The sequence below is a fragment of the Paenibacillus sp. FSL R7-277 genome (genome assembly GCF_000517965.1).
Lineage (GTDB): Bacteria > Bacillota > Bacilli > Paenibacillales > Paenibacillaceae > Paenibacillus_AQ > Paenibacillus_AQ silagei.
The window spans coordinates 26,731-48,386 of the sequence record NZ_ASPX01000003.1; the positions used below are offsets into that span (position 1 = coordinate 26,731).

Annotated in this window: 24 protein-coding genes; all 24 read right to left on the reverse strand. The window is 52.1% G+C overall.

What is annotated here, in order from left to right:
• Window positions 1-76: 76 nt before the first annotated feature.
• Window positions 77-1,795, reverse strand: coding sequence for a phospho-sugar mutase (locus C173_RS01455; RefSeq protein ID WP_036721701.1), 1,719 nt, complete (start codon window positions 1,793-1,795; stop codon window positions 77-79).
• Between the two features lie 47 nt (window positions 1,796-1,842).
• Window positions 1,843-2,265, reverse strand: a complete 423-nt coding sequence (gene fabZ / locus C173_RS01460; RefSeq protein WP_036721704.1) for a 3-hydroxyacyl-ACP dehydratase FabZ — start codon at window positions 2,263-2,265, stop codon at window positions 1,843-1,845.
• Between the two features lie 304 nt (window positions 2,266-2,569).
• Window positions 2,570-2,809 carry a DNA-directed RNA polymerase subunit beta gene (locus tag C173_RS01465; RefSeq protein ID WP_036699259.1) on the reverse strand — a complete coding sequence of 80 codons (240 nt, stop codon included), beginning with the start codon at window positions 2,807-2,809 and terminating at the stop codon, window positions 2,570-2,572.
• Between the two features lie 9 nt (window positions 2,810-2,818).
• A complete protein-coding gene (locus tag C173_RS01470; RefSeq protein ID WP_036721706.1) occupies window positions 2,819-3,634 on the reverse strand; it encodes a flagellar hook-basal body protein in 816 nt (271 codons plus the stop codon).
• 71 nt (window positions 3,635-3,705) lie between these two features.
• Window positions 3,706-4,584, reverse strand: a complete 879-nt coding sequence (locus tag C173_RS01475; RefSeq protein ID WP_036721708.1) for a flagellar hook-basal body protein — start codon at window positions 4,582-4,584, stop codon at window positions 3,706-3,708.
• Window positions 4,585-4,632: 48 nt separating this feature from the next.
• The gene (gene mreB, locus C173_RS01480; protein ID WP_036699265.1) at window positions 4,633-5,631 is read right to left on the reverse strand and encodes a rod shape-determining protein MreB; all 999 of its coding nucleotides are present in this window, start codon (window positions 5,629-5,631) and stop codon (window positions 4,633-4,635) included.
• 127 nt (window positions 5,632-5,758) lie between these two features.
• Entirely contained in the window at window positions 5,759-6,046 is a 288-nt protein-coding gene (spoIIID, locus tag C173_RS01485; protein WP_019915029.1) for a sporulation transcriptional regulator SpoIIID, read from the reverse strand.
• Between the two features lie 220 nt (window positions 6,047-6,266).
• Entirely contained in the window at window positions 6,267-7,004 is a 738-nt protein-coding gene (locus C173_RS01490) for a M23 family metallopeptidase (RefSeq protein ID WP_036721710.1), read from the reverse strand.
• Window positions 7,005-7,065: 61 nt separating this feature from the next.
• Window positions 7,066-8,232, reverse strand: a complete 1,167-nt coding sequence (gene spoIID / locus C173_RS01495; RefSeq protein WP_036721713.1) for a stage II sporulation protein D — start codon at window positions 8,230-8,232, stop codon at window positions 7,066-7,068.
• A gap of 275 nt (window positions 8,233-8,507) precedes the next feature.
• Entirely contained in the window at window positions 8,508-9,884 is a 1,377-nt protein-coding gene (gene murA, locus C173_RS01500; protein WP_036699206.1) for a UDP-N-acetylglucosamine 1-carboxyvinyltransferase, read from the reverse strand.
• Window positions 9,885-10,081: 197 nt separating this feature from the next.
• Complete coding sequence (locus tag C173_RS01505; protein ID WP_036721718.1) at window positions 10,082-10,339, reverse strand: DUF1146 family protein; 258 nt, start codon at window positions 10,337-10,339, stop codon at window positions 10,082-10,084.
• Between the two features lie 271 nt (window positions 10,340-10,610).
• Complete coding sequence (locus tag C173_RS01510) at window positions 10,611-11,027, reverse strand: F0F1 ATP synthase subunit epsilon (RefSeq protein WP_036699230.1); 417 nt, start codon at window positions 11,025-11,027, stop codon at window positions 10,611-10,613.
• A 63-nt stretch (window positions 11,028-11,090) separates the two neighbouring features.
• Window positions 11,091-12,488, reverse strand: coding sequence for a F0F1 ATP synthase subunit beta (atpD, locus tag C173_RS01515; protein WP_036721719.1), 1,398 nt, complete (start codon window positions 12,486-12,488; stop codon window positions 11,091-11,093).
• Between the two features lie 52 nt (window positions 12,489-12,540).
• Window positions 12,541-13,410 carry an ATP synthase F1 subunit gamma gene (atpG, locus tag C173_RS01520; protein WP_036721721.1) on the reverse strand — a complete coding sequence of 290 codons (870 nt, stop codon included), beginning with the start codon at window positions 13,408-13,410 and terminating at the stop codon, window positions 12,541-12,543.
• Between the two features lie 111 nt (window positions 13,411-13,521).
• On the reverse strand, window positions 13,522-15,033 hold the full coding sequence (gene atpA, locus C173_RS01525; protein WP_036721723.1) for a F0F1 ATP synthase subunit alpha: 1,512 nt from the start codon (window positions 15,031-15,033) through the stop codon (window positions 13,522-13,524).
• Between the two features lie 11 nt (window positions 15,034-15,044).
• Window positions 15,045-15,596, reverse strand: a complete 552-nt coding sequence (locus tag C173_RS01530) for a F0F1 ATP synthase subunit delta (protein ID WP_036721725.1) — start codon at window positions 15,594-15,596, stop codon at window positions 15,045-15,047.
• Entirely contained in the window at window positions 15,593-16,081 is a 489-nt protein-coding gene (gene atpF / locus C173_RS01535; protein WP_036721727.1) for a F0F1 ATP synthase subunit B, read from the reverse strand. Before atpF ends, C173_RS01530 begins: the two co-directional genes overlap by 4 nt.
• Before the next feature lie 97 nt (window positions 16,082-16,178).
• A complete protein-coding gene (gene atpE / locus C173_RS01540; protein WP_036699216.1) occupies window positions 16,179-16,391 on the reverse strand; it encodes a F0F1 ATP synthase subunit C in 213 nt (70 codons plus the stop codon).
• Between the two features lie 104 nt (window positions 16,392-16,495).
• A complete protein-coding gene (atpB, locus tag C173_RS01545) occupies window positions 16,496-17,263 on the reverse strand; it encodes a F0F1 ATP synthase subunit A (protein ID WP_036699217.1) in 768 nt (255 codons plus the stop codon).
• Window positions 17,264-17,292: 29 nt separating this feature from the next.
• Entirely contained in the window at window positions 17,293-17,670 is a 378-nt protein-coding gene (locus C173_RS01550) for an ATP synthase subunit I (RefSeq protein WP_036721730.1), read from the reverse strand.
• A complete protein-coding gene (locus tag C173_RS01555; protein WP_051477752.1) occupies window positions 17,663-17,896 on the reverse strand; it encodes an ATPase F0F1 in 234 nt (77 codons plus the stop codon). The genes C173_RS01550 and C173_RS01555 overlap by 8 nt, the downstream gene beginning before the upstream one ends.
• Before the next feature lie 164 nt (window positions 17,897-18,060).
• Window positions 18,061-19,236 (reverse strand): non-hydrolyzing UDP-N-acetylglucosamine 2-epimerase, encoded by a 1,176-nt coding sequence (gene wecB, locus C173_RS01560; protein ID WP_036721732.1) that lies wholly within the window; start codon window positions 19,234-19,236, stop codon window positions 18,061-18,063.
• Between the two features lie 64 nt (window positions 19,237-19,300).
• Window positions 19,301-19,930, reverse strand: a complete 630-nt coding sequence (gene upp / locus C173_RS01565) for a uracil phosphoribosyltransferase (protein ID WP_036721735.1) — start codon at window positions 19,928-19,930, stop codon at window positions 19,301-19,303.
• A gap of 421 nt (window positions 19,931-20,351) precedes the next feature.
• A complete protein-coding gene (gene glyA, locus C173_RS01570; protein ID WP_036721737.1) occupies window positions 20,352-21,599 on the reverse strand; it encodes a serine hydroxymethyltransferase in 1,248 nt (415 codons plus the stop codon).
• Window positions 21,600-21,656 lie beyond the last annotated feature (57 nt).

Consider the following 21,656-nt stretch of genomic DNA (forward strand, 5'->3'; position numbering starts at 1 on the left):
CGGCAAATTTAAGCGGAAACGGAGGTCTGTCCATCTGGAGCAGCTCCGTTTCCGCAGGGAAGTTATCTATTGCTTATTATTTCCCGTCTACCCGTGCCATAACCTGACTGGTCAATTCCGCAACCTTGTGCTTGGCGTTGTCCAGGGATTCACCCACCACGGCAAAATACACTTTGATCTTCGGTTCCGTGCCGGAAGGGCGCAGGCAGAACCACGAGCCGTCCGACAGCAGATATTTCAGCACGTTTTCCTTAGGCAGACCGTCCAGTCCCATGGAGTAGTCCAGCACCTGCGTTACGGATGCCCCGGCGATTTCGTGCGGCGGGCTGGTCCGCCAGTCATTCATGATCCCCTGAATCTGGGCCACTCCGTCCTTGCCCTTCAGCGTGCGGGATTCCAGGCTCTCCAGGAAGTATCCGAACTGTGCATACAGCTCTTGCAGCACATCGTACAGGGTCTTGCCCTGGGCCTTGTAATAGGCACCCGCTTCAGCGATCAGCATTGCAGCAAGGACTGCATCCTTGTCACGGGCATAGTTGCCGGCCAGATAGCCGTAGCTTTCTTCATATCCGAACAGATACGTATACTCGCCCGACTGCTCGAACTGGTTCATCTTCTCCCCGATATATTTGAATCCGGTCAGGGTGTTGAATACCGTAGCGCCATAATGGCTGGCTACAGCAGCGCCCATCTCACTGGTTACAATGGTCTTGACTACAGCGCCGTTAGCCGGCAGCTTCCCTTGTTCCTGTAAACGGCTCAGGAAATAATGAATCATGAGCGCGCCGGACTGATTCCCGGACAGCACTACAAATTCGCCTTCGTTGTCACGAACCACGGCACCCATACGGTCAGCATCCGGATCTGTACCGATCAGCAGATCCGCATTCAGCTCTTCGCCCAGCTTCATCGCCAGGGTGAAGGCTTCACGTTCCTCCGGATTCGGAGATTTCACGGTAGAGAATTCGGAATCCGGCTGTTCCTGTTCAGGAACTACATGTACCTGAGTGAAGCCGATCTTCTCCAGTACACGGCGGACCGGAAGATTGCCTGTCCCGTGCAGCGGTGTATAGACAATGGAGAAGTCACGGCCCAGCGAAGAGGCAATCTCTTCACGGCTGACACTTACCGCAGCAACCGTATCCGTAAATGCCTCGTCCGCTTCGGCCCCCAGCCAGCGCAGCAGGCCTGCACTCTCTGCAGCCTCCTGAGACATGCGCTTCACTCCGTTGAAGGAGTCCACATTCAAAATATTAGCAATAACCTTCTCCGCTTCATGCGGCACCAGCTGTCCGCCCTGGGCATTGTAGACCTTGTATCCGTTATATTCAGGGGGATTGTGGCTGGCAGTGATTACAATGCCTCCAGACGCCTTCAAATGACGGACGGTAAAGGATAACTGCGGCGTAGAACGCAGGGAAGAGAACAGGTGGGTCTCAATTCCGTTGCCGGCGAGTACAAGCGCAGCCTCCAGCGTGAATTCCGGCGAGAAGCGCCGGGAATCGTGGGCGATAACCACCGAGGGTCTGCCTTCTCCCGTATGCTGTCCCAGAATGTAATCAGCGAAGCCCTGAGTAGCCCGGCCGACTGTATAACGGTTCATCCGGTTACTGCCTGCTCCGATGACTCCGCGCAAACCGCCTGTACCAAATTCAAGATCTCTATAGAATCGCTCTTCCAGTTCCTTAGGTTCACCGGCAAGGGCCTTCAGCTCTTCTTTGGTGTTCTCGTCGACAGAAGGGTCCTGCAGCCAGCGTGTCAGGGTCTCCTGCGCCTTCGGGCTTAATCCAGTCATGTCAATCTCTCCTTCTCCATCTATAATATATAAGTTTATAACAGGAACTAGCTGAGTGCGAACATAATCTCCCCGGACGCTACCGTCTTGCCGTCCACCTTGGCAGTGGCTTGTCCTTTACCGATACTGCCTTTAAGCCGGGTAATCTCTACCTCAAGCACAAGGGTATCGCCGGGAACAACCTGTCCGCGGAAGCGGAAGCCGTCAAGCCCGGCCAGAAAACCGATTTTGCCCCGGTTAGCTTCTACGCCAAGAATAGCCACAGCGCCCACCTGAGCCAAGGCTTCCGTAATCAGCACACCCGGCATCACCGGGAAGCCAGGGAAGTGTCCGGCAAAAAAAGGCTCATTTACCGTTACATTTTTGATGCCGACTGCCCGTTTGCCCATTTCTATTTCTGTAATTTTGTCCACCAGCAGAAATGGGGGCCGGTGGGGGATGATTTCTTGAATTTGATTGGTATTCATCATGATTATTAAAGCTCCCTTCGGTTGTAACCGCGTCTATGAACCTCCGCCTACAGCAGCACTTTTGTTTTATTCTCCGCCGTCTCTGCATAAATATGGACAGCTTCGGCAAAAACTATAATTATCCTTCACCACCTGCAGCAGTGGAGGTTAAGATAAGGGGCTTTCTCCACCGCACGCGGCAGCATGGCGGAGAGGGCCCTTTTTGGCGCTCTTAGGGCACGCCATCATTATACATTTTTCAGTATAAAAAAGAAAACTCCCCTGCACAACAAGGGAGCCTCCGATATCGGTATGCCATAACACTTTAAGGTGCGAACACCAGATCATATACATGCTTCCACGTGCTCCACAGGAGCACATCACTTAGTTCCTTTTTGCCGAGGATCACATACCCTACGACCAGCCCGCCGCCAAGTGCGGCAACCAGCAGCAATGGAATCAGGAACCACTGGATAATGGTCCAGGCCCTAATCCTGCGCCGCTTCACCGGCTGCTGCTGCTCCTCTTCTGCTTTCTGTGCAGTCTTAACCTTCTCACGACTCATTCCTTCACCTCACGCGCGCATGTTATTAGCCAGGCCCAGCATCTGGTCACTGGAGGACAGCGCCCGGGCAGCAAGCTGATACGTACGCTGAATCTGCATCATCTCCGTCATTTCCCGGCTCAGATCGACATTAGAGGATTCCAGATAGCCTGAGCGAACGCCCACTGTCGAAGGCTCTGTAGCAGCCTTGAATGCCTGCTGCGCTGTTACGCCCTCAGCCAATACATAGAAGTTACCATCTACAGCTTGCAAAGCACTCTTGCTGAGCGGCTCAACAATCATTAAGCTGCCTGCCAGGACAGGCGGCTGTTTCTCATCCGTCTTGGTCCACACCTGCCCGCGCTCATCAATAGCAGCACTTACATTAGCCCCTACGCTGAGCGGAGTACCGTTAGCACCCAGCACAGGATTGCCGGTATTGTCCACAAGAATCATCTTATCCTTATTGGCCGTATCCGGGGTGAAGTGGAAATTCCCCTGGCGGGTATATGCCGTTTCACCGTTCACCTGAACGCCGAACAATCCATTGCCTTGAAGCGCCAAGTCCGTAGGCTTCCCTGTCTCCTGGAGCGTGCCTTCCTCCCAATTACTTGACACTGTAGGCACACGCACACCAAAGCCGATATTGAAGCCCAGCGGCATGCTGCGCCCAGGCTGGTTATAATCCTTGGATTGCTGCTGTACACGGGTAAGCACATCCTCGAACGAGCCTTGCTTGCTCTTATAACCATTGGTATTCATATTGGCAATGTTATCCGCTATAATATCCAGCCGCTGCTGCAGACTGGCCATTGAGACAGAAGCACCGATTGTCGAGTTGTTCACAGGTCTAACCTCCTACTAGCTTGATAAGAAGAAACTGGCTTACACCATGAGTAATGGTCCATGCAGCCCGGCTATACCCGGCCGACTTCATTCACGGCCTTCTGCAGGCTGCTGTCGTAGAACTGGATCACTTTCTGATTCGCTTCATACGCGCGGTAAGCGGCGTTCATATCCACAGTGACCTGAGTGGCATCCACATTAGAGTTCTCAAGGTAGCCCTGGCGTACCTGCAGAATATCCGTTCCATTAGAAAAGCGGATGTCTGCGGCCTCGGCATCATCAGCATGAAAAACCCCGTTGCCGTCACGCACCAGCTCCTGCGGTCTTGTGACGACGCTGATTCCGATCCGGGTGCCTGAAGGCTGCCCGGTCCTATTATCAATCAAATTACCTTGCCCGTCCACTTTTAGGGTATCCTGCGGTCCATTCAATTGCAGCGGATTGCCGTTACTATCGAGAACCTTGAATCCTCCTAAGCTGTGTACCTCCCCTGTGGGAGACACGGTAAAGCTTCCGTTACGTGTATATAAATTATTGCCTTCATTATCTTGAACCGTAAAGAATGCCTGGGGCCGGTAAGTAACCTCGCCATCCGGACTGATATATTTCCCCGAGCCGTCAAAAGCAAGATTGGTACCCGGATTCTCCGGGTCTGGGACCTGCAGATCGGTAGACAGCGCAAAGTCTACGCTTTTGCCGCTCTCAATAAGGTCGCCCTGCAGGTATTGGGAGACGGACTGCTCGGCAAAAACCCCGGTATTGATCCGTCCGACAGTCTTAGCAGCGCCCCCGTTCATCGCGGTGACCAGCACCTCGGGAAAAGCGTGGCTGACACTGTCGACCTGCTTGTACCCCGTAGTATTTAAATTGACCAAGTTCTGCGTCGCCGTATCATGTCTGCGCTGCTGCGTCACCATTCCTGCTGCGGCTGTATATAATCCTCTGAGCATGAGGTCAGTCCCTTCCTGGAATCTGCTGTTTCCCTTATTATCGGCAGGCTAGAACTTTTTCTTAACCACCTTGTCCAAATGATCCAGCATAATTCCCGTGCCCTTGACGACGCAGTGCATCGGATCTTCAGCCACCCAGACCGGAACATGCAGCTGTTCGGAGAGCAGCTCGTCCAGTCCGTTAAGCAGGGCGCCTCCACCGGTCAACACCACTCCACGGTCAATAATATCTGCCGACAGCTCAGGAGGCGTACGCTCCAGCACCGACTTGGCCGCAGCCACAATCGACGAAACCGGGTCCCACAGCGCTTCCTTCACCTCGCCGGATGAAATGGTAAGAGTCTGAGGCAATCCGCTCACCATATCACGCCCGCGGATGTCCATCTCTGCCTTCATACCGCCCGGACGTACCGAGCCGATGGTCACTTTGATATCCTCCGCCGTGCGTTCACCGATCAGTAGCTTATATTTCTGTTTAATATATCTTAAAATGGCATCGTCGAACTTGTCCCCTGCGATCTTAATGGAAGAGGCGGTAACGACGTCGCCCATAGACAATACGGCTACATCCGTCGTTCCGCCGCCAATATCGACGACCATATTTCCGCTAGGCTGATAAATGTCCATTCCTGCGCCAATGGCTGCAGCTTTGGGCTCTTCCTCCATGAAGACCTCTTTGGCCCCGCTGCGCTCTGCCGCCTCACGGATGGACTTCGTTTCCACAGATGTAATATTGGTGGGAGCACAAATCAAAATACGGGGCCGTGAATACCAGGTCCGGCCGCCAACGCTGTCAATAAAGTATTTGAGCATCATTTCCGTAATGGCAAAGTCGGCGATTACACCGTCACGGAGCGGACGAATCGTCGTTATATTTCCAGGTGTCCGCCCGACCATCCGGCGTGCCTGTTCACCAACCGCAAGGACCCGCTTCGTATCACTTTCAAGTGTGACCACGGAAGGTTCATCCAGAACGACTCCCCTTCCCTTGACATGAATGAGCACGTTGGCTGTGCCGAGATCGATTCCGATATCCTTGCTAAGCATAATGAAAGAGCCCCCAAAGTGTTATTTTAAATGAGAAAAGAAGATTGTACCAAATTTAAAAATACCATACTTTAGGGGGTGAGTACAATGGACTAAACCTGAATTATGGCGCGAAAATCCGAAAATCTTATGGCTTTGAGGCTACGGCAACCTCACGCTTCTTACCTGTCGTTTTCTTATATTTAATTTTTGTGGCTTCTCCCCCCCGAAGATGACGGATGGACTTGTGATATTCGAGAATGTGCTTCACCTGATCAGCCAGATCCGGATTAATTTCCGGCAGCCGTTCGGTTAAATCTTTGTGCACCGTGCTTTTTGAAACGCCAAATTCCTTGGCTATGGTCCGGACCGTGTGCCTGGTTTCCACGATGCAGCGTCCGATTTTAATGGTACGTTCCTTGATGTAATCGTGCACGCTCCCGCCTCCCAACTGTGAATAGTTTGGTACATTATATGAGGGGCGGGCCTATATATTCGCGCTTTCAGGACATGACAAGCTCAGGAAGGCTCATTTTATTTGTCGGACAACCCAATTCACTGCATTTCACGGCCCCATTTCCAGAATAGAACCTGCCGGACTGTCCATTTCAGGTAGAAAAAAACAGGAGGCTTCCGCCCCCTGCTGATCATTCGGCTTAGCGCTGCGGAAGCAGATCCGAAGGATTCACAATCTTGCCGTCCTCATGCACTTCAAAGTGCAGATGGTTGCCAAGACCCTTCTCCATCTCATTGCGTCCCGCTGTAGCCAGCGTATCGCCCTGCTTCACTTCGTCGCCCTGCTTCACTTTGGTTTCACCCAGACTCTGATAGACCGTCTTCAAATCGCCGGGGGAGGTAATCTCGATTACCTTACCCAGTACAGCAACATCTTCCACTCTGGTGACTTCACCGCTGAGCGCCGCCTTCACATCAAACGTCTTGTTGTCCTCACGGGCAATATCAATTCCGGTGTTGGTGACAAAGGTATTGTTGTACTGCACCATCGCCGCAATATGATTCTCTTCCGTGCCGTTCTCATCGTAGTACGGTTTGACCACTTCCACTTCACTCGGGCTTGCTACAGGCCAGACCAGGCTTTCGGCTGATGCGACAACTTCCAGGGCTTCGGGATCACCGTTTGCGGCTCCGGTTTTGCTGCCGGCCTCACCTTGGGATACTACCGCGGCGTTGTCGGGATTCAGCGGCTTCTGGCCGGCATCCTGATAGACCCACACCAAGGTTAGTATAAGTGCCGCTGCCGCCGTGTAGACTGCCGGGAATACCCACCGTTTGGATAACAGTCTGCTCCATGAAGAAGGCTTGGCGCCTGAATCTCCCTGCTTGTTTTTGAGAGATTCATCATGGGTTGATTTGATTTTGTCTTGTTCATTCATATGGTTATCACCTCAGTAACCAGTGTTACCGGGCGCTTCGCTTTTATACGTATCTTGCAGATTATTTTTTCAGGAGAGTTGAGATTCCGGTAAAAGAGACCCCGCTGTAGTAGTGTTTGAGAATCTGGGTCGCGGTCTTGCCCTCTTTCGCCATTCCGTTCGCCCCCCACTGGCTCATGCCGACACCGTGGCCGTTACCATACGTGGTGATCTGCACCTTCCCCGCTTGGCGCTTCCAGGTGAACTGGCTCGAGCGCAGCCCCAGCTTCTCTCTCACTTTCCGCCCGGTAAACACCTTCCCACCGATAGAGATCTGTTTGATCCGGTGGCCGGCTGTCAGCGACAACACCTCCGCTGGCAAGCTGGTGGAGGATTGAGCGGAGACCGGCACTGCCTTGCCCGAAGCTCCCAGACTGGCTGCTGCCGGAAGGTCCTTGGTTCCAAGGCCCAGCTTGCTGCGCAGCTCCGAATTGCTGAAGGTGTAGCTTACCGCCAGGTTCGGGGTGATCTGCAGCTCCCACGGGCTGGCTACACTGCGCAGGTAGGGAACCGCAGCATTCCAGTACTCCTCGGAGTTCTCGGTATACCCTCCGCTGGAGGCGAAGAAGGAAGCCGTGATCGGCTGCCCCTGATAGGTCATGATGGTCCCGCGCGTCTCCAAGACCGCGCGGCGGATCTTCGCCAGGCCGGCGCGCTTGCTGCCGGACGCCCAGTCCCGTTCCAGCACGGCCTGGGATACGTAAGCCTGATGGCTTACCGTATCGCTCACATCCGCTTCGGGAACGGGTACCCCGCTGTGGTCGCCGGCGACCAGACGGCGGGCAATGAACGTGCGGGCCGCTACGGCCTGCGCCTTGAGCGCTTCGAGCTCAAATTCGGCCGGCATCTCGGCCGCCAGTACGCCGCTGACGTATTCCTCCAGCGGCAGGGTCTCAATTTGTCCGCTCCGCGACAAATAGACGGAGACCTCCGGCTGCGGCGCCTCTGCGGCAGCCGTTGCCGGCGGCGCCGGAGCGGCCGTGGCCTGCGGCACGGCCGGGGGCGCCGGCGGCCGTTGTCCCCCGCGCTGCGGGACAACAGCCAGCGGCAGCAGCAGCGCCGCCAGCAGGGGCGCTGCCAGCCAGGCGGCGGGGGCCAGCCGCCGCAGCGGGTGTGCGCCGCGCCGCCGCACGCGCGCTACGCTGCGCGGACGCTTCAGAATGCGCCGCAGGTTGATTAACTCTTTCATCTCTATGGCTCCTTCCGTAAGCACCGGTGATTCTTATAGATATGAATTTGCGGCACCTGCTAGAACGGGATTTTGAGAGAAAGAGAGTTGCGGAATCCCCCGGAACATATAAGGTAAATTTCCCAAGTGGAAACGGCTTTGCCGTCCTTTTAAAGGACGGTACCGTTTCAGCGAGAAATAGAAGGATAATTTATCGTGTGCAACATATAAACTCTTATATTTCAAAAAAGGACCAGCCGCTAAGCGGCTGGTCCTCATATTTTTAAGAATAACTATTATACCCAAGACGGCTGAATCTGGAAACGGGGTCTGATCTCTTCGGCTTTGGAGGATTCGCTTCTGGCCGGTTCAGGCTTAAGCGCTTCTTCCTTCGCAGCAGGAACAGCCGACTCTTCCATGGAAATCCGCCATATGTCCGCACCAAGTCCTGACAGCTTCTCAGCCAGGTGCACATATCCGCGGTCAATGTGATGCGTTCCGCTAACTTCTGTAGTGCCTTCCGCCACAAGTCCTGCCAAAATAAGCGCAGCTCCTGCACGCAGGTCCGTAGCACATACCTTAGCGCCGACCAGACTGGCATTGCCGGTCACGATTGCAGAACGGCCCTCAATCTTGATCTCCGCGTTCATGTTGTGGAATTCATCCACATGCATGAACCGGTTCTCGAAGACAGTCTCTGTCACTACGCTGGTTCCTTCCGAGCGGAGCAGCAGCGCCATCATCTGTGACTGCATATCTGTCGGGAATCCCGGGTAAGGTAATGTCTTGAGATCGACAGCCTTCAGCGGCTTGTCGCTGATGACACGGACTCCGTTCTCATCCGGGATAATCGTAACGCCCATTTCCTCCATCTTGGCAATCACCGGACCCAGATGGTCGGCAATAGCTCCCTCAACATACACATCACCGCCCGTAATCGCCGCTGCCGCCATGTAGGTTCCAGCTTCGATCCGGTCAGGAATGACATGATGTCTTACGCCGTGCATACGCTCAACGCCTTCAATCCGGATCACTCCGGTACCGGCTCCGCGTACAATGCCGCCCATCCCGTTCAGGTAATTGGCAAGGTCAACAATCTCCGGCTCTTTTGCGGCGTTCTCAATCACTGTGGTGCCTTCGGCAAGCGCGGCAGCCATCATTATATTTTCGGTCGCACCTACGCTGGCCACATCCAGGTAAATCTTGGCGCCGCGAAGTCTCCCGTTACTTTTCGCATCAATATAGCCCTGGCCCAGACTAATCTCGGCCCCAAGCGCTTCAAAACCCTTCAAATGCTGGTCAATCGGCCTAGTTCCAATGGCACAACCGCCAGGCAGAGAAATACGAGTATGCCCCATACGGGACAGGAGTGGGCCCATAACCAGGAAAGAAGCCCTCATTTTGCGTACCCATTCATATGGTGCTTCACAGGAAGTAATATTAGTGGCATCTACTTCAATCACATCGTTCTGGTATGTAATACCTGCACCCAGAGATTCCAATACCTTGTTAATCGTCATTACATCGTCTAACGGAGGTGCGTCCACAATGACGCTGACTCCTTCTTCTGCCAATAGAGAGGCGGCTATGATCGGTAGTACGGAATTTTTTGCGCCGCTGACTTTCACGCTCCCGGTCAATCTGTTGCCACCGCGGACGATAAATTTGCTCATTTCGGTTTCCCTCCGCGTCCATTATTTCTGAAATTAATTTTGAGGTTAAAATTCGTCTGTTAAGATATTGAATATTCCGCCATTGCGTCTTAGGTGCAGATTCCTTGCTTAACTTCAGTGTTGACATAATAAAACCTTATTATTCGACACTTTTTTCACTATGTTGGCCTATACAGATATAACCAAAGCCGCTGCCGTTAAAACATCCGTGCGATAAGTCCGCTCCAGCCCAGGTAATCAAGCAGGAACCCGGCCACGAAGTGACCCAGAACAATCGCCAAGAGCAGGTGCAGCAGTCTGCCCTGAGGGCTCTTGGGATATCTTATGACCAAATCCAGCTTAAGGTTCTGAAGTGACCACCAGGATAATGCAACGCAGATCAAAGAGATAATCATCGAAATCATATTGCTGGTGCCGATCGCACCCGACAACTCAGCGGATAAGCGTGTGTTCATATTAGCCCCCTGTGTTAGGTACTCGGAAATCGACTCTTATATCATACTTGTGCAGGGGAAAAGAATCCAGTACTTTTACGAAATTTTAAACAATTGGGTCTTTATATGCAGATCTGATGACGATATGTTCATAATCTGCTAGATTTGCGCTAGCTAAATTACCCCACAAAGTGGGCTTTAGCTTCGATGATGACTCAGGTACTTTGCGGGGGCCCCAAAACATATAAATTCTAAAAAAAGCAGTCAAGCCCAGGGCTTGACCGCTTATCTGCTACTGTTGTCCTTTGCCGGTCGAAACTTTGATCCGCGTTACAGCACGCTGCAATGCCAGCTCCGCACGGCGGTGATCGATCTCATCCTGCTTGCTTTGCAGCTTAAGGCGGCGCTCAGCCCGCTCCTTAGCCGCTTCAGCGCGCTCCACATCAATATCCCGGGGCAGCTCAGCACTTTCAGCCAGCACCGTTACCTTATCTTTGTGCACTTCAACGAAACCGCCATGCACAGCGATGGAGACTGTAACGCCGTCCGCCTTAACGCTAAGCGGAGCAACCTGAAGCGGGGTGACGAGCGGAATATGTCCCGGGAGAATCCCCAGTTCACCATTCACGCCGCGTACCGTCAGACTGTTCACTTGCTTGGAGTAGACCAGATGCTCCGGAGTAACTATTTCGAGCAAAAAGGTATTCACTTCCATTCCTCCTCAAAGCTTTACAGAATAAAGCCCGATCCCCCAGCATAAGCATGCTTAGGGTTACAACGTTTTCGCTTTTTCCACGGCTTCTTCAATCGTGCCTACGAACAGGAACGCTACTTCCGGAAGATCATCATGCTTACCTTCCAGGATTTCCTTGAAGCTGCGTACGGTTTCTTTGATCGGCACATATTTGCCCTTGAAGCCGGTGAACTGCTCTGCTACGTGGAAAGGCTGGGACAGGAAGCGCTCAACCTTACGGGCGCGGGCCACAATGACCTTATCCTCTTCACTCAGCTCATCCATACCGAGGATGGCAATGATATCCTGAAGCTCGGTATAACGCTGCAGCAGCTGCTTAACGCCTTGTGCCACGTTATAGTGCTCTTCGCCGACGATTTCCGGTGCCAGCATCCGCGAGCTGGAAGCCAGCGGGTCAACCGCAGGGAAAATCCCTTTTTCGGAGATTTTACGCTCCAGGTTGGTCGTTGCATCCAAGTGGGCAAATGCCGTAGCCGGTGCAGGGTCAGTATAGTCATCCGCAGGCACGTAGATCGCCTGGATGGATGTAACAGAGCCTTTCTTCGTGGACGTAATCCGTTCCTGCAGCTGACCCATTTCTGTAGCCAGCGTAGGCTGGTAACCTACCGCAGATGGCATCCGGCCGAGCAGGGCCGATACTTCGGAACCCGCCTGGGTGAAGCGGAAGATGTTATCGATAAAGAGCAGCGTATCGCGGCCTTCCACATCACGGAAATATTCCGCCATAGTCAGACCGGTCAGTGCTACACGCAGACGCGCGCCAGGAGGCTCATTCATTTGTCCGAAGACCATGGCCGTTTTCTTGATTACGCCGGAATCGGTCATTTCGTGATAGAGGTCATTCCCCTCACGTGTCCGCTCGCCAACGCCGGCGAATACGGAGATCCCGCCGTGTTCCTGTGCGATGTTGTTGATCAATTCCTGGATGGTTACTGTTTTACCTACGCCGGCACCGCCGAACAGGCCGATTTTACCACCCTTGGCATAGGGTGCCAGCAAGTCGATAACTTTAATTCCGGTCTCCAGAACCTCTGCCTGAGTTGACAATTCATCAAAGGTAGGAGCCAGACGGTGGATCGGGTTTCTAGCCGCCACCACTTCAGCACCGTTATCGATTGGATTACCAAGTACGTTAAATACGCGGCCAAGTGTTGCTTCACCCACAGGAACCGAGATTGGCGCTCCCTGGTCAATAGCGTCAATCCCGCGAACCAGTCCATCTGTAGAGGACATGGCGATACAGCGCACCAGGTTATCTCCAAGATGATTGGAAACTTCAAGAGTCAGATCCATGCTGCGGCCATCGCTGAGGCTCGCAACTATTTTGATGGCGTTGAATATCTCGGGCAACTGGCCGCGTTCAAATTCAATATCGACAACCGGACCCATAATGCTCACAACGCGTCCTTTGTTCATCTTCATTTCCCTCCTCGAAAGCTGTTACATATGGACCTTAAGCCCACTCATATTAAGACTGCGCGTTCGCACCAGCCACGATCTCGGTAATTTCTTGCGTAATGGCCGCCTGACGGGCACGGTTGTACGTAAGCCTAAGTTCTCCGATCATTTTTGACGCGTTCTTCGTTGCACTGCCCATCGCTGTCATCTTGGCTCCCAGCTCGCTGGCCTTGCCGTTCAGAAGAGCACCATAGATTAAAGTTTCGGCATATTTCGGAAGCAGAACCTCCAGCACGCCTGCAGGTGAAGGCTCGTATTCATACGCAGCAGATGCTCCGTGATGCCCGCCTTCCCCAACGCCTTCCATAGGCAGAAGTCTGTCTACAGTCGGAACCTGGCTGATCGCATTAACGAACCGGTTGTAGCAAATGTAGATCTCATCATAGACGCCTGTTTCGAACTGGTTAACCGCCGAATAGGCAATCGACTTGATGTCGGCAAATTTCGGGGTATCGGACAGCTCGGTGATTTCTTCTACAATGGGATATTCACGGCGCCGCAAAAAGTCACGGCCTTTGCGCCCGATCACAAACAGCGCATACTCATCCTTGGACTTATGGCGTTCTGCGATCAGCATCGTTACTTTACGCAGAATATTCGCATTGTAGCCGCCGGCAAGACCTCTGTCCGAGGTGATGATCAGATAACCTGTTTTTTTGACAGGCCGGCTGATCAGCATCGGGTGCTGGAGATCCTGCGTACCGGCAGCAATACTCGAGACGACCTCTTTCAGCTTCTCTGAATACGGACGGGCTGCTTCCGCCTTCTCCTGCGCCTTGCGCAGCTTGGATGCAGCGACCATCTCCATCGCTTTGGTGATCTGTCTGGTGTTCTGAACGCTCTTAATTTGACGTTTAATATCGCGCATGCTTCTTGCCATGATTTCACCACCTTAGAGCTTTGACGTAGATCAAAGCTAACTTCGTAAGCATAAGCTGAGCTTTGGCGTACCAAAGCTAACTTCGTAAGCATAAACGGTAAACTCTATATATTAGCTTGTAGCAAAGCCTCTTTTGAATTTCTCGATGGCATCCTTGAGCGCTGCTTCGTTGTCTGCTGTCAGATCCTTGGTATCCGCGATGGATTTCAGGATTTCAGTTGCACTGCTGTCGATAAAGGCCAGGAATTCCTTCTCGAAACGCTTAACGTCCTTGACAGGAATATCATCCAGATGTCCTTTGACAGCGGTGTACAGACTAAGCACTTGATGTTCAACGCTAAGCGGCTGGTTCACACCCTGCTTCAGAATCTCCATCATACGCGCGCCGCGGTTCAGACGGGCCTGCGTTGATTTGTCCAGATCGGAGCCGAACTGGGAGAAGGCTTGAAGCTCACGGTATTGAGCCAGATCCAGACGCAGGGAACCGGCGACCTTCTTCATGGCTTTGATCTGTGCGGAGCCCCCTACACGGGATACGGAGATACCTACGTTGATCGCCGGACGCTGACCGGAGTTGAACAAGTCCGATTCAAGGAAGATTTGGCCGTCTGTGATCGAAATTACGTTCGTTGGAATGTAAGCCGATACGTCAGAAGCCTGTGTTTCGATGAATGGCAGCGCGGTTAATGAACCACCACCAAGCGCATCGCTAAGCTTGGCAGCACGTTCCAGCAGACGGGAGTGCAGATAGAATACGTCACCAGGGAAGGCTTCACGGCCCGGTGGACGGCGGAGCAGCAGGGACAATTCGCGGTAAGCCGAAGCCTGCTTGGACAGGTCATCATAAATGACAAGCACATGCTCACCCTTGTACATGAAGTATTCGCCCATAGCGCAGCCTGCGTACGGAGCAATATAGAGCAGCGGAGAAGGCTCGGAAGCCGACGCGGTTACAACGATAGTGTAATCCAGCGCGCCATGACGGCGCAGGGTTTCTACTACCTGTGCTACAGTAGATTGTTTTTGTCCGATAGCAACATAGATACACTTCATCCCGTTGCCCTTCTGGTTGATAATCGCATCAATTGCAATCGCAGTCTTACCTGTCTGACGGTCACCAATGATCAGCTCGCGTTGTCCGCGGCCGATTGGCACCATGGCATCGATTGCTTTTAGACCCGTCTGCATCGGTTCGTGTACCGACTTGCGGTCGATAACCCCCGGTGCGTTATGTTCAACCGGACGGAATTCTGTAGTAGCGATCGGTCCCTTGCCGTCAAGCGGCTGGCCCAGTGCATTCACTACGCGGCCCAGCATGGCTTCGCCAACCGGAACCTGCATGATCTGACCGGTACGTTTAACCTGATCGCCTTCGCGGATCTCTTTGTATTCACCCAGAATAACAACACCGACGTTGCTTTCTTCCAGGTTAAGCGCCATGCCTACTACCCCGTTGGAGAACTCCAGCAGTTCCCCTGCCATTGCGTTTTCCAGACCGTAGACACGGGCGATACCGTCGCCGACTTGAATGACGGTGCCAATTTCGGCCACTTCGATATCGGCTTTATATTGCTCAATTTGACTTTTGATCAAAGTGCTGATCTCTTCAGGTCTGATGCCCAATATCCTCACCCCTATCTTCTTTGCTTATCATTAAAGGATTTCTCAAGACGCGTAAGCTTACCGGCCAGACTTCCGTCATACAGCGTATCGCCGATGACGACCTTCAGTCCGCCGAGCAGGCTTGTATCGACCACATTGGTTACACGAATCTTACGGCCAGTAAGCTGGCTGAATTCAGCCGCAACACTGTCCTGTTCTGCCTGGTTCAGGGAATAAGCGGAATAGACAGTAGCGTAGCCAATGCCAAGGGCATCCCCTTCAATCTTGATATACTTAGCCAGCAGCTCTGCGAAAATATCGGTTCTGCCCCGCTTTACCAATAACTCAACAGTGTTCATTACGGCTTCCGAGACTTTACCTTGAAGTGTTCCGCGCAGCACATTCAGCTTGTCGGATTGCGAGATGCGGGGTGCCAGGATAAACCGTTTCACCTCTGCATCGTTATCAAGCACTTCAACGACTAACTTCAGCTGTTCCTCCACTTGAAGCGTAATGCCTTCATCCACCGCTACACTGTACAAGGCTTTGGCATAGCGCCCGGCAACTACCGTGTCGCGGCTCATGATCGGCCTCCTACCTCTTTGAGGTATTGATCAACAAGCTGTTCCTGTTCGCCGTCAGCTGCAACTTCCTTCTCAAGCAGCTTCGAGGCAATGCGGACCGAGGCTGTACCCAGCTCGCTTCGCAGCGCTTCTACCGCCTTGTTCTTCTCGTTCTCAATGTCACGTACCGCTTCGTCTTTCAGACGGCTTGCTTCCACGTGAGCCTGCTCAAGAATTTTGTCAACCTGGTTGTTGCTGGTAGCCTGGGACTGCTGAATGATAGCCTGTGCCTCTTGGCGTGCCTGCTGCAGGGCTTGCTTCTGCTCTTCTACATAAGCGACCGCCTGCTCTCTGGTCTTGGCTGCTTCATCCATTTGCTGCAGCACCATTTCGCGGCGCTTCTCCATAATTCCGAACAGCTTGCTGAAGGCAAATTTGCTGAGCAGGAAGTATAGAATTACGAAAGCAGCAATAGAAAATACTATATTTGTCCAAATGATATCCACTGAGGTCACTCCCTTCCGTTACCGCGGCTTGCGGACATATACAAAAGTAAGGCGCGGATGGCACTTGCCCTCCCCGCCAAACCGTAAAAACGGTTTATTAAGTAAACATGATCAGGAACGCGATAACTGTAGCGGCCAAAGGAATAACTTCCACGATACCTACACCGATAAACATTGTTGTCTGCAGTGCGTTACGTGCTTCCGGCTGACGGGCGATAGATTCCACCGTCTTGCTGACGATCATACCGTTACCCAGACCTGCGCCGAGTGCGCCCAAACCAACCGCGATTGCTGCTGCTAAAAATTCCATTTGTAAATATCCTCCTTTAATTTCGGTTCTTTTTGTAATGTGTTAATAATATAAAATCTCCCGCGAAGGTTTCCGGCACCTGCCGCTATCCTCACGGCAGCTTATTAATGCGCTTCTTCCTCGTGGATCGTCATCTGTGCGATGTAGACCATCGTCAGAATCGTAAAGATAAAGGCCTGAAGCGCCCCGACAAAGATACTGAAGCCCTGCCAGATGGCCAGGAACGGAATACTGAACAGTCCCAGCTTCAGAATGACGGTAATCAGAACCTCGCCGGCAAAGATATTAGCGAATAGACGAATGGCAAGCGCCACTGGCTTCGCCAGGTTCTCAATGATGTTCAGCGGCAAGAAAATTGGAAACGGCTCAATATAATGTTTGAAATAATGCTTGCCGTTCAGCTTGATGCCTAAGTAGTTCATGAGTACAAACACAACGATCGCAAGTCCTGCGGTTACGTTGATGTCTGCAGTCGGCGATTTGTACCACAGAATCTCAGCATGCGCGCCATCGGCCAGGTTCTTAGTTGCTTCGATAACATGTCCGAAGACTGTAACCGGACCATCGGCCTCTGTAATAACGGAAAACGGCAGACCAAGGAGATTGGAGACGAAGATAAACAGTATCAGCGTCAATCCCAGTGATATGTAAGGCTTTCCCTTCTTCAGATCCATGGCGCTGCTGATCAGTCCCTGTACAAATTCAACCACCCATTCCATGAAATTCTGGAGCTTGGACGGATTCTCAACCGACAGGTTGCGGACGGAGAGCATGACCAGTACGAACACTATCACCGAGCTGATTACCAGCATTAGCACAGCAGACAGGTCAATCGGTATTCCGCCAACATAGATTAAAGGCATTTCGTGCATAGTATCATCCCCCTTTCTCTTTAATATGGCTACAGCTTATTCTTGATTCCTAGATATATCCCCACGGGAATAGCCAGAAGCTGGGGGATGAACAGGCCGATAATCGTTGCCTCCAGCGAGAAATGTTCGTATTTGACTGAGAACATGGTCACCAGAATTCCAAAACTGATTCTTGTAGCAAAACCAAGGCTGAAGGAGCTCTTCCCTTGCTTCGCCACTGCTTCTGTCACTCTTCTGACCTTCAGGGCAAGATAACGGAAGTTAACCAGTCCTGCCAGTAAGCCGAGTGTCATTCCCAGAGTAACTGCACGGGTCTCATGATGGAGAGCCCACCCCATTACCAATCCTGCCATAATGATTACTGTCACCCTGGTGACGATATTGATTACGGGAGTCATATTATCCATTTTGCTCCCCCAAAAAATTTTTGATTAGCAAAGCAACATTCACAACTCCGAGAATCAACCCGGCAATTGTTCCGATAGCCAGCCAAAAGGCAGGTCCGTCCATCAGATTGCGCAGCCACTTTGCCACAAAAAAGCCTATTACAATGTAAGCGGCGAGCAAGCTGCCCGCACCCCCGAGTACTAGAGCCGTGCGCCCCAGTCCAGGCTCATTCTTTGGTTCCTTCATAGGCTACAATCCCAACTAATTTTACTGAATATCCAGACTCTTTGTCAATTCACAGAAAATTGCCCAAAATCGCATGAAAATATGAAAATAATCACAGCAAAATACACCAAAACCATATAAACCGTACAGTTTAACTGTATGCTGCTTTTATTAACGTTAGTATATTAGTTGTCTTGCCCTGTTTTATCATTTGTGAACATTGTGTGAAATTCTTCTGGACGTTCTTCAGCGGCTCCGAAATGGTGCAAAATCGCATTGACAATTCTCTCGGAGGCTTTGCCGTCTCCATACGGGTTGGCGGCCCGGCTCATCGACTGATACAGGTTCTGATCGGTCAAAAGAGCATGTGTCCGTTGATACACCTTCTCCTCGTCCGTTCCCACAAGCTCCAGTGTTCCGGCCTCGATCCCTTCCGGGCGCTCGGTTGTATCACGCAGCACAAGCACAGGAACTCCAAAGGAGGGAGCTTCCTCCTGCAGGCCGCCGGAATCGGTCAATATCAGGTGGGTATGCGGATAAAAGTTATGCAGGTCAACGACATCCAGCGGATCAATCAGCTTGATTCTAGGGTGTCCGCCGAGGATCTCATGCGCCGGTTCCTTGACTGCCGGACTCGGGTGCACGGGATACACAATGGCTACATCTTCAAATTCATCAGCGATTCTTTTGACTGCACGGAAAATATGACGGTGCGGTTCGCCTTGAGATTCTCTGCGGTGCGCCGTCATCAAAATAAGTCTTTTTCCTGAAGCAAAATCAAGGACCGGATGCCGGTAGTCCGGCTGTACGGTATATTGAAACACATCGGTTACGGTATTGCCTGTGATATAAATACTTGATTCTTTTTTGTTCTCGTGTCTCAGGTTGCCCGCTGACCAATGGGTCGGAGCAAAATGCAGATCAGCAAGCACGCCTGTCAGCTGACGGTTCATTTCTTCCGGATAAGGCGAAAGCTTGTTCCATGTCCGAAGACCTGCTTCCACATGCCCAACCTGAATCTGCTGCAGGAAAGACGCATAGCTGGCCAGGAAGGTGGTCAGGGTATCGCCATGTACAAGCACGAGGTCCGGCTTCACTTCGCGGAGCACCGGCTCCAGGCCTTCGAGCACCCGGATCGTGATCTCATTAAGCGTCTGGCGGTCCTTCATTACGTCCAGATCATAATCCGGGGTAATCTTGAACACCTCAAGCACCTGATCCAGCAGCTCCCGGTGCTGCGCAGTTACACAGACAATGGACTCAATCTGCTCAGGGTGTCTGTTCAGTTCCAGAACCAGAGGCGCCATCTTGATTGCTTCGGGGCGCACTCCGAAAATCGTCATTACTTTAATTTTGGACATAAGCCCTTCCCTCTTTTCTGAAAGCTGCAGTCTATTGTGTTCGTTCTATCATTATCTGTGCTTCTTACTTGGTTCCGTACAGTCTGTCCCCGGCATCTCCGAGGCCCGGAACGATATATCCGTGATCATTCAAATGATCGTCAAGCGCTGCAACATAGATATCCACATCCGGATGAGCAGCTTGTACAGCCGCAACACCTTCCGGGGCAGCAATCAGGTTCATCATCTTGATCTGAGTGCAGCCGCGGTTCTTAAGCGAGGTAATCGCCGCAATGGCAGAGCCGCCTGTAGCCAGCATAGGATCGATTACGATCAGCTCACGTTCCTGGACATCCGTAGGAAGCTTAATGTAGTACTCCACCGGCTGCAGGGTGTCCGGATCACGGAACAGACCTACATGACCTACCTTCGCCGCAGGAAGCAGCTTAAGAACACCTTCCAGCATGCCAAGACCGGCGCGCAGAATCGGAATCAGCCCGAGCATTCTTCCCGAAATCACCTTGCTCTGCGTTTCCTGCACTGGCGTCTGCACCGTAATGGTCTCCAGCGGGATATCACGTGTAATCTCATAAGCCATAAGTGTGGCTACTTCATCGACATGCTCCCTGAAGTCTTTTGTGTTGGTCCGCACATCGCGAATGAATGTCAATTTGTGCTGAATCAATGGATGATCGCAAATCACCAATTTTCCCATGTTGTCCCTCCGGTAATTGTAAGTCTTATTTATAGCCAAAGTAAGCACTCGGCTTCTCAGGTGGCTAAATCCTATCTATTATATCATCACCAAGACTGCTTTTCACCTACAGATAGACGGATCCGCGAGTCCTCCGGCTTCCTGCAGACTCCCAGCCCATGGAAGCTTAAGTCAATATATCCACCTCTTTGGATATAAAACAAAGCTTAGTTTGTACGATTGAGCGCTTTTAATACTATTCACAGTTCTTTCACTACTTTTAATGAAAGTTCCATGAACTTTCATGTAACTTTCAGTATAATTCAAACGTTTTCCCGGCAGGTATTTGTGAACATTATGTAACAGCAACGCAGCAAATAAAAAGCCTTTGCGTACTTCCGGCGGAACCGGGTACGCAAAGGCGATTATTAGAGGACTCTGATTAGTACTGCAATCCAGGGTAAATTGGATATTGTTCAGTCAGCTTGGCTACCTCACGGGCCGCCTGAGTCAAGTTAGCTTCATCCTGCGGATTCTTCAGGACAGCAGCAATAATCCGGCCGATTGTAACCATAGCCTGCTCATCCATACCGCGTGAAGTAACAGCCGGTGTGCCGATGCGGATACCGCTGGTTACGAATGGGCTCGTCGGGTCAAACGGAATCGCGTTCTTGTTGACTGTAATTCCGATGGAATCCAGCACCTTCTCAGCGACCTTGCCGGTAATGTTCAGGTTGCGGGTATCCAGCAGGATCAGATGGTTATCGGTTCCGCCGGATACAATATTAATACCTTCGCCAACAAGGGTCTCTGCCAGTACCTTGGCATTCTTAACTACGTTCTCGGCATAAGTCTTGAATGAAGGCTGCAGCGCCTCACCGAACGATACGGCTTTGGACGCAATCACATGCATCAAAGGTCCGCCCTGGGAACCAGGGAAGACTGCTTTATCAATCGCGGCAGCCCATGGCTGTCTGCACAGAATCATCCCGCCGCGCGGACCGCGCAGGGTTTTGTGCGTAGTTGTAGTCACGAAGTGGGCATGAGGAACCGGACTCGGGTGAAGACCGGCAGCTACCAGACCGGCAATATGAGCCATATCGACCATGAACAAAGCGCCCACATCATTCGCAATCGAACCGAGTGCGGCAAAATCAATCGTACGCGGATACGCGCTCGCACCGGCAACGATCATTTTGGGACGATGCTTGAAGGCAGCTTTGCGCACTTCATCATAATCAATCAGGAAGGAATCCTCTTGTACGCCATAAGCCACGAAGTTATACAGAATTCCGGAGGCATTCACCGGGCTGCCGTGGGTCAAATGGCCGCCATGCGCCAGATTCATACCCAGTACGGTATCGCCAGGGCTAAGGGCAGCAAGATATACAGCCATGTTAGCTTGTGCGCCGGAATGCGGCTGCACGTTGGCATGCTCTGCACCGAACAGCTCCTTGGCACGGTCACGGGCCAGGTTCTCTACGATATCCACATCTTCACAGCCGCCGTAGTAACGCTTGCCGGGATAACCTTCGGCGTATTTGTTGGTAAGCACGGAGCCCATGGCCTCCATGACGGCTTCACTTACAATATTCTCTGAGGCAATAAGTTCAATGTTCGCACGCTGGCGGCTCAGTTCGAGGCCCATCGCTTCCAGTACTGCCGGGTCACTTTTACGCAATTGTTCCATGTTTCTAATTTCCTCCCTGTAACTCTGATTTATGTGGTATTAGTTAAAACCTCTCAC